11 protein-coding genes are annotated in these 13,720 nt (G+C 38.4%); 9 read left to right on the top strand and 2 right to left on the bottom strand.

Going from position 1 to position 13,720, the window contains the following annotated elements:
- Positions 1 to 45: 45 nt before the first annotated feature.
- Positions 46 to 1,134, bottom strand: coding sequence for a M24 family metallopeptidase (locus tag OU989_RS16435; protein WP_274794078.1), 1,089 nt, complete (start codon positions 1,132 to 1,134; stop codon positions 46 to 48).
- A 226-nt stretch (positions 1,135 to 1,360) separates the two neighbouring features.
- Here OU989_RS16435 and OU989_RS16430 point away from each other — a divergent pair, with 226 nt between their 5' ends.
- Both OU989_RS16430 and OU989_RS16425 read left to right on the top strand, forming a co-directional pair.
- Positions 1,361 to 2,044 carry a metal-dependent hydrolase gene (locus OU989_RS16430; RefSeq protein WP_274794077.1) on the top strand — a complete coding sequence of 228 codons (684 nt, stop codon included), beginning with the start codon at positions 1,361 to 1,363 and terminating at the stop codon, positions 2,042 to 2,044.
- 150 nt (positions 2,045 to 2,194) lie between these two features.
- Complete coding sequence (locus OU989_RS16425) at positions 2,195 to 3,502, top strand: DRTGG domain-containing protein (RefSeq protein ID WP_274794076.1); 1,308 nt, start codon at positions 2,195 to 2,197, stop codon at positions 3,500 to 3,502.
- Positions 3,503 to 3,556: 54 nt separating this feature from the next.
- Here the strand turns inward: OU989_RS16425 and OU989_RS16420 are convergent, their stop codons facing one another.
- The gene (locus tag OU989_RS16420) at positions 3,557 to 3,862 is read right to left on the bottom strand and encodes a YtpI family protein (RefSeq protein WP_274794075.1); all 306 of its coding nucleotides are present in this window, start codon (positions 3,860 to 3,862) and stop codon (positions 3,557 to 3,559) included.
- 90 nt (positions 3,863 to 3,952) lie between these two features.
- Between OU989_RS16420 and OU989_RS16415 the strand changes: the two genes are divergently transcribed.
- From OU989_RS16415 to pyk, 7 genes are all read left to right on the top strand, one after another.
- Entirely contained in the window at positions 3,953 to 4,897 is a 945-nt protein-coding gene (locus tag OU989_RS16415; protein WP_274797367.1) for a DHH family phosphoesterase, read from the top strand.
- A gap of 22 nt (positions 4,898 to 4,919) precedes the next feature.
- Positions 4,920 to 8,003 (top strand): DNA polymerase III subunit alpha, encoded by a 3,084-nt coding sequence (dnaE, locus tag OU989_RS16410; protein WP_274794074.1) that lies wholly within the window; start codon positions 4,920 to 4,922, stop codon positions 8,001 to 8,003.
- A 130-nt stretch (positions 8,004 to 8,133) separates the two neighbouring features.
- Entirely contained in the window at positions 8,134 to 8,775 is a 642-nt protein-coding gene (locus OU989_RS16405) for a FadR/GntR family transcriptional regulator (RefSeq protein ID WP_274794073.1), read from the top strand.
- A 24-nt stretch (positions 8,776 to 8,799) separates the two neighbouring features.
- Positions 8,800 to 9,657 (top strand): acetyl-CoA carboxylase, carboxyltransferase subunit beta, encoded by an 858-nt coding sequence (gene accD, locus OU989_RS16400; RefSeq protein ID WP_274794072.1) that lies wholly within the window; start codon positions 8,800 to 8,802, stop codon positions 9,655 to 9,657.
- Positions 9,650 to 10,606 (top strand): acetyl-CoA carboxylase carboxyltransferase subunit alpha, encoded by a 957-nt coding sequence (locus OU989_RS16395; protein ID WP_274794071.1) that lies wholly within the window; start codon positions 9,650 to 9,652, stop codon positions 10,604 to 10,606. Before accD ends, OU989_RS16395 begins: the two co-directional genes overlap by 8 nt.
- 322 nt (positions 10,607 to 10,928) lie before the next feature.
- Positions 10,929 to 11,888 carry a 6-phosphofructokinase gene (gene pfkA / locus OU989_RS16390; RefSeq protein WP_274794070.1) on the top strand — a complete coding sequence of 320 codons (960 nt, stop codon included), beginning with the start codon at positions 10,929 to 10,931 and terminating at the stop codon, positions 11,886 to 11,888.
- Between the two features lie 26 nt (positions 11,889 to 11,914).
- The gene (gene pyk / locus OU989_RS16385) at positions 11,915 to 13,675 is read left to right on the top strand and encodes a pyruvate kinase (protein ID WP_274794069.1); all 1,761 of its coding nucleotides are present in this window, start codon (positions 11,915 to 11,917) and stop codon (positions 13,673 to 13,675) included.
- Positions 13,676 to 13,720 lie beyond the last annotated feature (45 nt).

The raw sequence follows: 13,720 nt of genomic DNA, 5'->3' as shown, positions 1-13,720 counted from the left end.
TCATTGAAAAAGGAAGCACACAGGTTGCTTCCTTTTTTGTATTCCTTATAGAATGATTAAATCTTTCGGAAACTTTGTTAGTACCTCCACGCCATCTTTTGTTACGACAACGTCATCCTCGATACGTACGCCTGTTACATCTGATTTATAAATGCCAGGCTCAATTGTAAAGACCATGCCCTCTTCCATTGTCATTTCATTAGCGCCTGTAACGGATGGGAATTCGTGTACAGAAATGCCGAGACCATGCCCAAGGCGATGTGTGAAATATTCACCATAACCTGCTTCAGTAATTGTATCACGAGCAATTTTATCTAAGTCCATAGCACGAATACCAGGCTTGACGGCTGCCACTGCATTTTGGTTGGCAGCTAAAACAGTATTATAAATTTCTTTTTGTGCTTCAGTAGGTTCACCGAAGGCAACTGTGCGCGTAATATCTGAGCAATAGCCATCGTAAATTACCCCAAGGTCAAATAGTACCATATCACCTTTTTCAATTTTACGTGCTCCTGGTTTCCCGTGTGGAGATGCAGTTTTTGGACCGCTTAATACCATTGTTTCAAAGGACATTTTGCACCCTTTATCTTGAATAGCACTTTCAATCGCAGTTAGAATTTCCATTTCTGTTTTGCCTTCAGCGATTTCCTTGCAACCAACTTCAATTGCATAATCAGCTAATTCTGCAGCCTTACGTAATTTTTCTAATTCACTTTCATCCTTGATTACACGCATGGCATTAATCTTTTCATCAAGGCGCACAAAATTAGCTTGAGGGAATGATTGTTGTAAAGCTTCTAAACGTTCCACGATTAGTTGCGCTTTTTCAATGGCAAACGTAGTTGGGTTAACTTGACGTGATGTGATAGCTTGGGCAAGAACGTCCATCGAATTTTCTGTATCTTGATGACCAATAACCTCGTAATTCCAACCTGCAGCCTTCGCATCTGGAATCTCCATTTGTGGACAAATTAGAAAAGGCTCAGCATTTTTAAAAATCATAACCCCTAGTAATCTTTCATGTGGATTACTTTTAAAGCCTGATACGTAAAAAACATTGTCAGGTGTTGTTACGAATGCTGCATCAATGTGATTTTGCTGCAAATAACTTTGGATTTCTTCAACCTTTGACATAAATATGTCCTCCTTTTATTACATGGGAAATGATACGTTAAAAGGTTTCGACAAAAAATGTCGATGCCTTTCTTAGTACTGAATAATGGTGCTCTAACAGGGTATAAGTCTATTAGAGAAGTCTACGATTATTCTCTGTACAAGCATATCAAAAAAAGGGAAAATACGCATGAGTAGCGAATTAAAATGATGGACTGTAATTTATAATTCGGGGAGGATTTTAAAAATGGAAATCAGTTATCATGGACATTCAGTTGTCAAAATTCAAACAAATGGGAAAACAATTTTAATTGACCCTTTCATTAATGGCAATGGACAAACAGATTTAAACGTTGCTGAGGAGACACCAGATATTATTTTACTGACACATGGACATAATGATCATGTTGGAGACACGGTGGAACTAGCGAAGAAAAAAGATGCGTTAGTCATTGCTCCAAATGAATTAGCGAATTGGCTATCTTGGCAAGGTGTTAAAGTACACCCAATGCATATCGGGGGTGCTAAAGAATTTGACTTTGGTAAAGTGAAGTTTACTCAAGCCTTTCATGGATCATCTTATGTAACAGATAATAATGAAATTATTTATATGGGCATGCCAGCGGGGATTTTATTATTTATTGAAGGATTAACAATCTATCATGCAGGCGATACGGCCCTATTTGGAGATATGAAGTTAATCGGTGAACGACATCCAATCGATATTGCCTTCTTACCAATTGGAGATAATTTTACAATGGGACCAGAGGATGCAGCTTGTGCAGTTTCATTCTTGAAGCCGAAAATAGTTGTACCGATTCATTACAATACATTCCCACCAATCGAGCAAGATCCACAAATTTTTGCAGATTTAGTGCAAAATTCTGAGGTTCAGATTTTAAAAGCGGGTGAAAAAGTAAACTGTTTCTAATCCTTACGGTTGCTGTACTAATAAATTGACACCACGACGGTAGTTGAAATGATGGGCAGTATTAAACTTTTTCTCACTTTATATTAAATATTTTTATAAAAAATATGGTACACTAAGAGCAGAATTGAAGCTTAGGAAATAGGTGATATTTTGTCTACAAAACATGAGAAAATTTTACAATACATCGAATCACTACCCGTGGGCGATAAAATTTCAGTACGTCAAATTGCGAAGGAAATGCAAGTGAGCGAAGGGACTGCTTACCGCGCCATAAAAGAAGCGGAAAATCGCCGCTTAGTAAGTTCGATAGAACGTGTTGGAACAATTCGTATTGAGAAAAAAAAGAAAGAAAATATTGAGCGTTTGACTTTTGCAGAAATTGTCAATATTATCGATGGCCAAGTTTTAGGTGGAAAATCAGGTCTACATAAAACGCTAACGAAATTTGTCATTGGTGCAATGCAACTAGAGGACATGATGCGCTATACAGATGCAGGTAGCTTATTGATTGTAGGGAACCGTATTAAAGCACATGAAAATGCACTACGAGCAGGTGCAGCGGTTTTAATCACTGGCGGTTTTGATACTACAGAAGATAATAAGATGCTTGCAGACTCATTAGATTTACCAATTATTTCAACAAGTTACGATACCTTTACAGTTGCAACGATGATTAACAGAGCAATCTATGACCAATTAATCAAAAAAGACATTTTGTTTATCGAAGACATTTATGTACCAATGACTGACACGGCTGCGTTAAAGAATGATGAAACAATTCATCATTTCCAGAAGCTGAATGAACGTACAACACACGGTGCATTTCCAGTTGTCACTCATCAAAATAAACTTGTCGGGATGATTACTGTAAAAGACGTCATTGGACGTGAAGAAAACGAGCTTATTGAAAAAGTTATGACGAAAAATCCGATTGCTGGCTCCATGAAAATGAGTGTTGCTTCTGCAGGGCATAGGATGATTTGGGAGGGGATTGACCTCTTACCTATTGTGGATGATGATAATATTCTGCAAGGTGTCATTAGTCGTCAGGATGTACTAAAGGCACTACAACTAGCACAAAGACAGCCGCAGCATGGTGAAACAATTGATGATTTAGTGAAAAATGAAATGAAGGTATTAGGTGATGAGGAACTTATTGTCGAATTTAAAGTCACGCCACAAATGACCAATCAATACGGAGCAATCTCATATGGTGCTTTTACAACGTTATTAGCTGAGGTAGGTTCATTTGCATTAAAACGTCGCAAACGTGGAGATGCGGTGGCCGAGAATATGACGATTTACTTCATTAAACCCGTACAGATGGAAAGTACACTTACAGTTAAGCCTCGAATATTAGATATGAGTCGTAAGTTTGTGAAAATGGATTTTGAAGTGTATAATCAACAAATGCTTGTCGGTAAGGCAATGATGATGTTCCAATTATTAGAACGTTAACGATTAAAAAGGGATGGCCTAGAGCAATTGCTTGGTCATCCCTTTGTTACATAATTATTGATTTATACGAAATTCCTCTTCAACAAATTGCCCATAATGGCGTGCTTTTTTTGTATTTTCTAAAATGACAAAGATGCCGAGCACGACTAGAATTGCTACAATAATAAATGTATACAAGGTAGGGAATAGATAGGCTTGATTTAATCCAAAAAACACTAGGAAGGAACCAAAGCCTATATTCGCTTTACTCTTGTACCAATTCTTGGCAATCGGTAATGGAGAACGAAACTGTTTTGTTTTAAAATAAAAATAGAAGACAAATGATATGATTATCGTGAACACAAATATTAAATTGAGCATAGTAAACCTCCTAGCATAACTAGACATTATTGTAACGATTATTTTGGAAAAATGCTAACGGTTCTTACTATCATTTTGGAGGAATTTATGGTGAAAAGACAAATCATCGACACAATTAAGGCCAATGAAACAATCATAATTCATCGTCATGTACGTCCAGATCCGGATGCTTACGGCTCACAACAAGGATTAAAAGAGATTATTTTAGCAAATTATCCTGAGAAAAAGGTTTATGCTGTAGGAGACCATGATGCTTCTTTATCATTTATGGCACAGCCTGATCAAATAGCAGATGATGTTTATGAAAATGCCTTAGTCATCGTGACAGACACTGCCAATACAGAGCGTGTCGACGACCAGCGCTATACCAAAGGGAAAATGGTAATTAAAATTGATCATCATCCAAATGATGATGCTTATGGTGATCTTTTATGGGTTGACACAACAGCAAGCTCTTGCAGTGAAATGATTTATGAATTGTATGAAGAAGGTAAGGTAGTTGCAGACTGGAAATTATCAGATGCCGCAGCACGATTACTATTTGCAGGTATTGTAGGGGATACAGGCAGATTTCAATTCCCAAGTACAACCTCTAAAACATTTAAAGTTGCTGCAGATTTGATTACATATGATTTTAATCGAAATGAAATTTTTGATGGCATGTATGAAATGGATCAGAAGCTACTTAATTTACAAGGCTATATTTATCAAAATTTTGTAATGGATGAGCATGGAGCTGCCTATGTGAAGCTGTCAAAGGATTTGCTAGCACAGTATGAGACAGTTCCATCAGAGGCTTCTTTACTAGTAGGCTGTCTGGGCAGTGTAAAAGGAATATGCTCATGGGTAGTGTTCATTGAAGAAGAAGATCAAATTCGAGTACGACTACGTTCAAAGGGTCCAATTATTAATACATTAGCGAAGGAATTTAACGGGGGTGGGCATCCGCTAGCCTCTGGAGCTACTGCTTATTCATGGGAGGAGGCAGACGCCGTTATTTCAAGATTACAAGAAATTTGTAAAGCATATCATTAAGAGAGAAAAGGAAGGGATTCATTTGACACATGTATATACAAAGATGCATACGAGCGCGGATTTATTGAAAAGCACAATTCGGCTTGAACAATTGATTCCTTTTTTACAAGAGCAAAAAACACAGGCCTGTGCAATCGTAAATACGAAGTTGTACGGGCTTTTGCCTTTTTGTAAAGCGTTGCAGCAAGCAAATATCCATGCGGTCATAGGGCTTTCGGTTAACGTACAGTGGCAGGATCATCGTATACCCGTTGTACTGTATGCACAGACTCAAGAAGGCTATCAGCATCTTTTAAAGATTAGTAGTGCTATTTCAATTAGACATGATGAAGTATTGCCATGGAAGTGGCTTGAGGGATATGCAGCAGGATGTATCGCCATGCTTTCTACAAGTGATTTTGTGGACTTAACGGACTGGCAGGAAATAATTACTGCTTTTGTCCAGCTATTTAACCATCATTTTTATATGGGAATTGCACGACCTGGAGGGGTAAAAGCACCTAATGAAGGAGATATAGTTGTTTGGTGCGAGGAACAGACAATTCCACTTGTTGCCACTCAAAGTTGTTATTTTTTACGTCCAGAAGATCACTTTGCTTATGAGGTGGCTAGAGCGATTGATACGGGAGAAAAACTGGGTGGTACATTGTTAACGGCTGACTTACAAGGCTATTTTGCTCCTACGGCATATGAATGGCAAAATTGGTTTGCTGATCGACCAGAGTGGTTGGAGTCTAGCGTAAACATGCTTGCTAGTTGCACAGCTAGTATCCCTGAAATGCCTGTGCAAATGCCTAAATATCCTTTGCCTGTAGGTGAAACAGCTGAAAGTTTCTTGGTTAGTGAAGCATTTTCAGGATTGGAAAAACGCTTGAATCAAATGGCGATTCCGACTGTCTATCAGGAAAGGTTACAACATGAACTGGAAGTTATTTGTTCAATGGGCTTTGCTGACTATTTTTTAGTTGTTGCAGACTTTATGCGTTATGCGAAAGAAAATCGTATTTTGACTGGACCTGGTCGTGGTTCCTCCGCGGGTTCGCTTGTGGCCTATAGCCTATTCATAACACAAGTAGATCCACTAGCCTATGGTTTATTATTTGAACGATTTTTAAATCCTGAAAGAATCTCTTTACCTGATATTGATATCGATTTTGTCGATAGTAAAAGGCACCAGGTTATTCAGTATGTTGCACAAAAATATGGCAAAGCGAATGTTGCGCAAATTATTACATTTGGGACATTGTCTGCAAAAGCAGTAGCTAGAGATGTGGCGAGGGTTTTTAGCTTTGAGGCCGAGACGTTAGAAAAAATCTCGAAAATGATTCCTAATAAGCCAGGTATTACTTTACAAAGGGCTGTGGCAGAATCACAAGACTTTCAAGTCTGGTTAGCGGAGAATGAAAAGCATCAGCAGTGGTTGGATGTAGCACTTAAATTAGAAGGACTGCCGAGAAATTCCTCCACACATGCAGCGGGTATTGTCATCGCTCCATCTCCGTTAGTAAACACTGTACCTATTGAAGAAGGACATGATGGTATATATAGTACACAATGGCCGATGGGGGATATTGAAGCGTGTGGTCTCATTAAAATGGACTTTTTAGGCTTGCGCAATCTTACGATTTTAGAGCAAATACGTTGGTCAATCTATAAAGCGGGAGGACCCTGGATAGAATTTGAACGCATCCCTATGCATGATGAAACAACGTTTCAACTTTTACAACGTGGAGATACATCAGGTATCTTTCAATTAGAATCAGATGGAATGAAACAAGCTTTACGGGATATTCAACCTTCGAGCTTTTCAGATATTGTCGCGGTAAACGCACTTTATCGTCCAGGTCCGATGGATTTTATCCCAGTCTATGCTAGACGAAAAGCTGGGAAAGAAATGGTTGTTATGCCCCACCCTGTATTAGAGCCTATCTTACAAGAGACATTTGGCGTTATTGTTTATCAAGAACAAATTATAAAAATTGCATCTGTTCTGGCGGGCTTTACAATGGGACAAGCAGATTTGCTACGCCGTGCAGTAAGTAAAAAAAATCGTCAAGTTTTAGAGGAGCAACGTGCTTCATTTGTTAATGGTGCATTAAAGCAAGGATTTGATCAACATGTAGCAGAAGAAGTATACGAACTCATTGTTCGCTTTGCGGATTATGGGTTCCCTAAAAGTCATGCTGTGGCCTATAGTATAATTTCTTATCAAATGGCCTATTTAAAAGCTCATTTTCCTTTAAGCTTTTATGCAGCGTTATTATCAAATGCAACAGGAAATATAGAGAAGATTCAACATTTTGTCCTTGAGGCAAAAGATAAAGGTATCCTTTTTTATCCACCCTCATTAAAAAACAGTACGAAATATTTTACTGTAGAAAATGAAGGTATTCGCTATAGCTTATCAGGAATTAAGGGAGTACCGCATACTTTGATAGAAAAAGTGACTGCTTTACGTCAATCAAATCCAGAGGCGTTGAATAATCTTTTTGATTTAGCTGTTGCCTTAAGTGCACAGCATTTTAAACCGAAAGTCATGGAATCACTCATTTTTGCTGGTGCGCTAGATTACCTCGACAAAGACCGTGCTATTCTAGTCAATACCATAGATGCCGCCTTAAAACATGCTGAACTGTTACGGCCGACTGAAGATATCGACATGGCAACGGCAATGGCGTTTAACTTTGGTAAACCAAAATATATGCAGGCAGATGAAATGCCTCAAAAGGAAAAATTAATGCATGAGAAGGAAAGCTTAGGCTTTTACATTTCAACACATCCTGTAGCACAAGAAAGGCATTTTTGGAATGATATTACCTGTACTTGCCGAGAGCTGAAGCAGATGCGTGATGGAACTTTAGTAAAAATCATTGGTATAATTGAAGAAGTGAAAAAAATCCGCACAAAAAAAGGTGAGCAAATGGCTTTTGTTCATCTACAGGACGAATATGGTACTGTTTCGATTACCTTATTCCCGCAAGTTTTTCAAGTTGTTCAGGAATTGTTAGTGGAAGACGAAATGTTATGGGTTGAAGGTGTAATCGAGAGACGCTTTGGTAAGCCGCAAATCAAAGTAAAACATGCGCAAACGACAAAAAAGGTATGAAATAAAACAAAAAATTAGAAACTGCATTCAATTTTATGCAGTTTTTTCTTTACTTTTGAACAGTTATTTTGTAAGCTAGAAGCAACGTTAAAAGTGGTCAGACCACTTTTTGATAAGGGGAGTTAGTCGTATGGATCAAAAAACCGAACAAAAAAAAGTGTTTTTAGAAATCGTCCAACAACTACGTCAACTCATTAAAATGGAAAAAATACAAGCAGGTGAAAAGTTACCATCCGAGCGCGTTCTATCAGAGCGTCTAGGTGTCGGGCGATCCTCTGTGAGAGAGGCTTTGCGAAGCTTAGAATTGCTGGGGCTAATAGAAACGAGACATGGTGGTGGAACATTTCTTGCGTCTACACATAAGCATCAGTTAGTAGAGATACTGTCGATGTTTATACTAGAAGATGAAAAATCCAAAAAGGATGTCGAATTAACGCGACAAATTCATGAAATGGAAGCAATTCGCGTAATAAGTTGTACAGAGATTCTTCGCACACTACCTGTGTGGGATAGTTTTTTTGTGAAACTAGAAATTGAAGGAACTGTTAATTGTCGAGATATTTTAAGAGAATTATTAATTACGTCAGGTAATCGTCTTTCATTAAAAATCTGGTTTCAATTAGCAGCATATGATGGCGACCGATTAGATCGAAACTCAACAGAAGATGAAAAATTAATCATTCAAACAATGTTGAAATCGATGCAGCTTGGTTATGAAAAAGAAGCATTAAAAGCTTATGAGCAGTGGATGAATACTGTACAAAGCATTTAGACAACAACAAAGGGGGAGTCAAACATGGCAATACGCAGCTTATTTAGTGGTAATCGAAAAAAGAAAGAGGACGGACAAGAAAATTCATTTCCAGAAGGATTAATGACGAAATGTCCTGAATGTCGTCACATTCAACTAACAAAGGAATTAGAAAAAAATCATAAAGTATGTACAAAATGTAGTCACCATTTCAAAATGACTGCTCAAGAACGTGTGGACTATTTCTTAGACGAAGGTTCATTCGAATCTATGGATGATCATTTACAAACAAGTAATCCCCTTAATTTCCCAGCGTATGTAGAAAAAATTTCTGCTGATCAAGAGAAAACTGGCTTGAATGAGGCTGTCCTAACAGGAGTCGGTACGTTAGATGGAGAAGAAATTGTCGTAGCGATAATGGATTCACATTTCCGTATGGGTTCAATGGGATCAGTTGTAGGTGAAAAAATTACACGCGCTGTGGAAAAAGCAACAGAACTAGGTGTGCCGTTTATTATCTTTACTGCTAGTGGCGGGGCACGTATGCAAGAGGGTGTACTATCATTAATGCAAATGGCGAAAACGAGCGTAGCCTTAAAACGCCATAGTGATCAAGGTTTATTATTCATTTCTATTTTAACGCATCCAACAACAGGTGGAGTTTCTGCAAGCTTTGCTTCCGTTGGTGATATAAATATTGCAGAGCCACAAGCATTAATTGGTTTTGCAGGACGTCGGGTTATTGAAGAAACTGTAAGAGAAAAACTGCCAAGCGATTTCCAAACTGCAGAATTTTTATTAGAGCATGGTCAGCTTGATGCAATCTTCCATCGCAAAGATTTACGCAAACAAGTTTCCTTACTTGTAAAAATGCATACGAAAGGCGGCGTGCAACATGTCTAAAAATTTAGCATTTGAAGAACCAGTCGTACAATTACGAGAGAAAATTGATGAACTAAAAACAATTGCTGCAGAAGCAGATGTAGATATGTCAGGTGAAATTGAAAAGCTGGAAACGCGCTTATCGCAGCTTGAGCAATCAATTTATGCCAATATGAAGCCTTGGGATCGTGTGCAAGTTGCAAGACATCCAGAGCGACCTACAACGTTACAATACATTGAAGCAATGTGCGAAAACTTTATTGAATTACATGGTGACCGTACGTTTGGTGATGATGCTGCGATTCTTGGTGGAATTGCCACTTTTGAAGGGCAGCCTGTAACTATTATAGGACATCAGCGTGGTAAATCTACTAAGGAAAATATCCGTCGTAATTTTGGTATGCCTCATCCAGAGGGCTACCGAAAAGCTTTACGTTTAATGAAGCAAGCCGAAAAATTTAAACGGCCAATTATTTGTTTTATTGATACAAAGGGTGCTTACCCTGGTAAAGCTGCAGAAGAAAGAGGACAAAGTGAAGCGATTGCTAGAAACCTTGTTGAAATGGCAGGCTTAACAGTACCGGTTATTAGTATCGTTATTGGTGAAGGTGGAAGTGGTGGTGCTCTAGCATTAGGTGTAGCAAATCGTGTCTTTATGCTAGAGAATTCAACATATTCGGTTATTTCTCCTGAAGGTGCAGCATCTATTTTATGGCGTGATGGTAGTCTTGCTAAGCAGGCAGCTGAAGCAATGCGTATTACAGCGCCTGATTTAAAAGAGCTTGGTGTAATTGATGGTATTATTCCTGAAATTATTGGTGGAGCACATCGCAATGTTGCAAAACAGGCTCTCGCTATTAAAGAATGCATTAGTGAGACTCTTCATGCATTAAATTCTCTAAATGGAGAACAATTAATTGAAGATCGCTATGAAAAATTTAAAAAAATTGGACAATATACAGAAGCGTAATCTTGTTTATGATGAACAAATGAATGTTTTATCTGATTGTGTATAAAAAAACGAAGGGCATAAATTTGCTCGTAAAGAGACAGAATTTGTATCTCAACATATTAAAAAGCTATAAAGATGAAAGAAGATAGCAGCGCAAAATAAACGCCAGACTTCTTGAAAAAATGTTAGATTTAGGATGTTTTGGAATGGAAAGAGTGTGTGAAAGCGCATTCTTTTCATTTTTTATGTAAAAGTTATGTTTTTGTATCCCCAGAACCCTTACATAGTTTGTTTTTTCATGTTAATGTGAATAATAATAGTAACTGCAGGAGGTTCGACAATGAAAAAAATTGCTGTATTAACAAGTGGTGGAGATGCGCCTGGAATGAACGCAGCTATTCGCGCGGTTGTTCGTAAGGCAGCATTTCATGGAGTTGATGTTGTCGGAATTAAGCATGGTTATGAAGGCTTAGTAAAAGGGAATATGGAAGACCTTGATTTAGGTGCAGTTGGTGGTATTATCCAGCGAGGTGGTACACATTTAAATTCTGCAAGATGCCCAGAATTTAAAGAAGATGCTGTCCAGCAACGGGGCATTGAAAATTTACGAGCTGCTGGTATTGAAGGACTTGTTGTCATTGGTGGTGATGGGTCTTATCGAGGTGCTATGGATTTAGTGAAAAAGGGCTTCCCTGTTGTGGGTGTGCCAGGGACAATCGATAATGATATTCCAGGAACGGAATATACAATTGGCTTTGATACGGCTCTCAATACGGTTGTTGAATCCATTGATAAAATCCGTGATACAGCTACATCTCATGAAAATTCCTTCATTGTAGAAGTCATGGGCCGTGATGCAGGTGATATTGCCTTATGGGCAGGTCTTGCTGCTGGCGCTGAAACAGTGTTAATTCCTGAAGAAGATTATAATTTAGATGATATTGTAGCACGCTTAGATCGTGGAGCAGCACGTGGTAAAAAGCACAGTATTATTATTGTTGCAGAAGGTGTTATGTCTGGAAGTGAGCTAGCAAAGCTGTTGAAAGAAAAAACTGGAAAGGAAACACGCGTTTCAGTATTAGGTCACATTCAGCGTGGTGGTTCACCTACAGCTCGAGATCGCGTCTTGGCAAGTCAATTTGGAGCACATGCAGTTGAGTTACTAATGGAAGGTAAGGCTGGCCGAGCAGTAGGCATTCGCAATCATCAAGTTATTGACTATGATATGCCAGAGGCTTTCGAAAAGAATCATGAGGCAGATGTAAGCCTTTATACACTAATGAAAGAACTATCAATATAATTTGTTATAAAACGGAGTGGGCAAAAATGAGAAAAACAAAAATCGTATGTACAATTGGACCTGCAAGTGAGTCACCAGAAACTTTAGAAAAATTAATCGAAGCAGGTATGAATGTAGCCCGCTTGAATTTTTCACACGGATCACATGAGGAACATGCGGGACGTATTCAGTTAATTCGTGAAGTAGCACAAAAGTTAAATAAACCAGTAGGGATTTTACTTGATACTAAAGGTCCTGAAATTCGTACACATAATATGAAAAATGGAGAGCTTCATTTAACAGCAGGTCAAGTGATTGATATTTCAATGACTGAAGTAGAAGGTACTGAGACAAGCTTTTCTGTCACGTATGAGCGCTTAATTGAAGATGTTGAACAAAATTCAATTATTTTACTTGATGATGGTCTTATTCAATTACGTGTATTAGCAACAGATATGGAAAAAGGATTAATTCATACGATTGTTGAAAATGCTGGGGTTCTAAAAAATAAAAAAGGTGTTAACGTTCCAGGTGTTTCTGTACAGCTACCAGGTATAACAGAAAAAGACGCGCAAGATATTTTGTTTGGTATAGAGCAAGGCGTTGATTTTATTGCAGCTTCATTTGTTCGTCGTGCAAAGGATGTTCTAGAGATTCGTGAATTGCTTGAACAAAACGGTGGTAGTCATATTCAAATTATCCCTAAAATTGAAAACCAAGAGGGTGTCGATAATATCGACGAAATTATCCTAGTGTCTGATGGATTAATGGTTGCGCGTGGAGATCTTGGTGTAGAAATTCCAGCGGAAGAAGTACCACTTGTACAAAAGAAATTAATCTTGAAATGTAACCAAGTAGGGAAACCTGTTATTACCGCAACACAAATGTTAGATTCAATGCAGCGTAACCCACGTCCAACACGTGCAGAAGCAAGTGACGTAGCGAACGCAATTATTGATGGAACAGATGCTATCATGTTATCTGGTGAAACTGCTGCGGGTCTTTATCCAGTAGAATCTGTACAAACGATGAATAAAATCGCTCAGCGTACAGAAAATTCATTAGATTATCGCTCCATTGTATCAACACGTAGTCGTGAAAAAGAGGCTAATATGACAGAGGCTATTTCACAAGCGGTAGCTTATACATCTATCAATTTAGGTGTGAAAGCCGTATTAGCACCAACTGAAAGTGGTAATACAGCAAGAATGATCGCAAAATATCGACCAGGTGTGCAAATTGTTGCCGTAACAGGCTCTACAAATACAGCCAATACATTAACATTAGTATGGGGCGTATACCCAATTGTTTGTCAACGAGTGTCAACAACAGATGAAATCTTAGAACTAGCTGTTGATGAAAGCTTGAAGCATGGTTTCGTTACACATGGTGACGCTGTTGTCATTACAGCAGGTGTGCCAGTAGGTGAAGCGGGTACAACTAACTTAATGAAGGTACACATTATTGGAGATTTACTCGCTCGAGGTCAAGGGATCGGAAAAGCATCTGTCGTAGGTAAAACGGTTGTTGCTAAAAATGCCGCTGAGGCACTTGCCTACGATACGGAAGGATGCATTCTCGTAACAGTTGGTTCAGATCGTGATATGATGCCTGCATTAGAGAATTGCATTGGTTTGATTACTGAAGAAGGTGGTCTAACTAGTCACGCAGCAGTGGTTGGACTAAGCCTTGGTATTCCAGTAATAGTTGGCGTTAAAGAAGCTACAACATTAATTCGTCATGGCCAAGAAATTACAATGGACGCTGAAACAGGTGTTATTTACAAAGGACATGCAAGTGTTCTTTAACAGTTAACAAAAAGCTCTAGTGCGATTTGTTGTACTAGAGCTTTT

This window comes from Lysinibacillus irui, from assembly GCF_028877475.1.
GTDB classification, from domain to species: Bacteria; Bacillota; Bacilli; order Bacillales_A; family Planococcaceae; genus Lysinibacillus; species Lysinibacillus irui.
This window is presented reverse-complemented; position numbering and strand designations above follow the sequence as displayed.

Bases quoted from the DNA above. Each gene is read 5' to 3' on its own strand.
- OU989_RS16435 (WP_274794078.1), bottom strand. From the start codon at position 1,134: ATGTCAAAGGTTGAAGAAATCCAAAGTTATTTGCAGCAAAATCACATT.
- OU989_RS16430 (WP_274794077.1), top strand. From the start codon at position 1,361: ATGGAAATCAGTTATCATGGACATTCAGTTGTCAAAATTCAAACAAAT.
- OU989_RS16420 (WP_274794075.1), bottom strand. From the start codon at position 3,862: ATGCTCAATTTAATATTTGTGTTCACGATAATCATATCATTTGTCTTC.
- OU989_RS16405 (WP_274794073.1), top strand. From the start codon at position 8,134: ATGGATCAAAAAACCGAACAAAAAAAAGTGTTTTTAGAAATCGTCCAA.
- accD (WP_274794072.1), top strand. From the start codon at position 8,800: ATGGCAATACGCAGCTTATTTAGTGGTAATCGAAAAAAGAAAGAGGAC.
- OU989_RS16395 (WP_274794071.1), top strand. From the start codon at position 9,650: ATGTCTAAAAATTTAGCATTTGAAGAACCAGTCGTACAATTACGAGAG.
- pfkA (WP_274794070.1), top strand. From the start codon at position 10,929: ATGAAAAAAATTGCTGTATTAACAAGTGGTGGAGATGCGCCTGGAATG.
- pyk (WP_274794069.1), top strand. From the start codon at position 11,915: ATGAGAAAAACAAAAATCGTATGTACAATTGGACCTGCAAGTGAGTCA.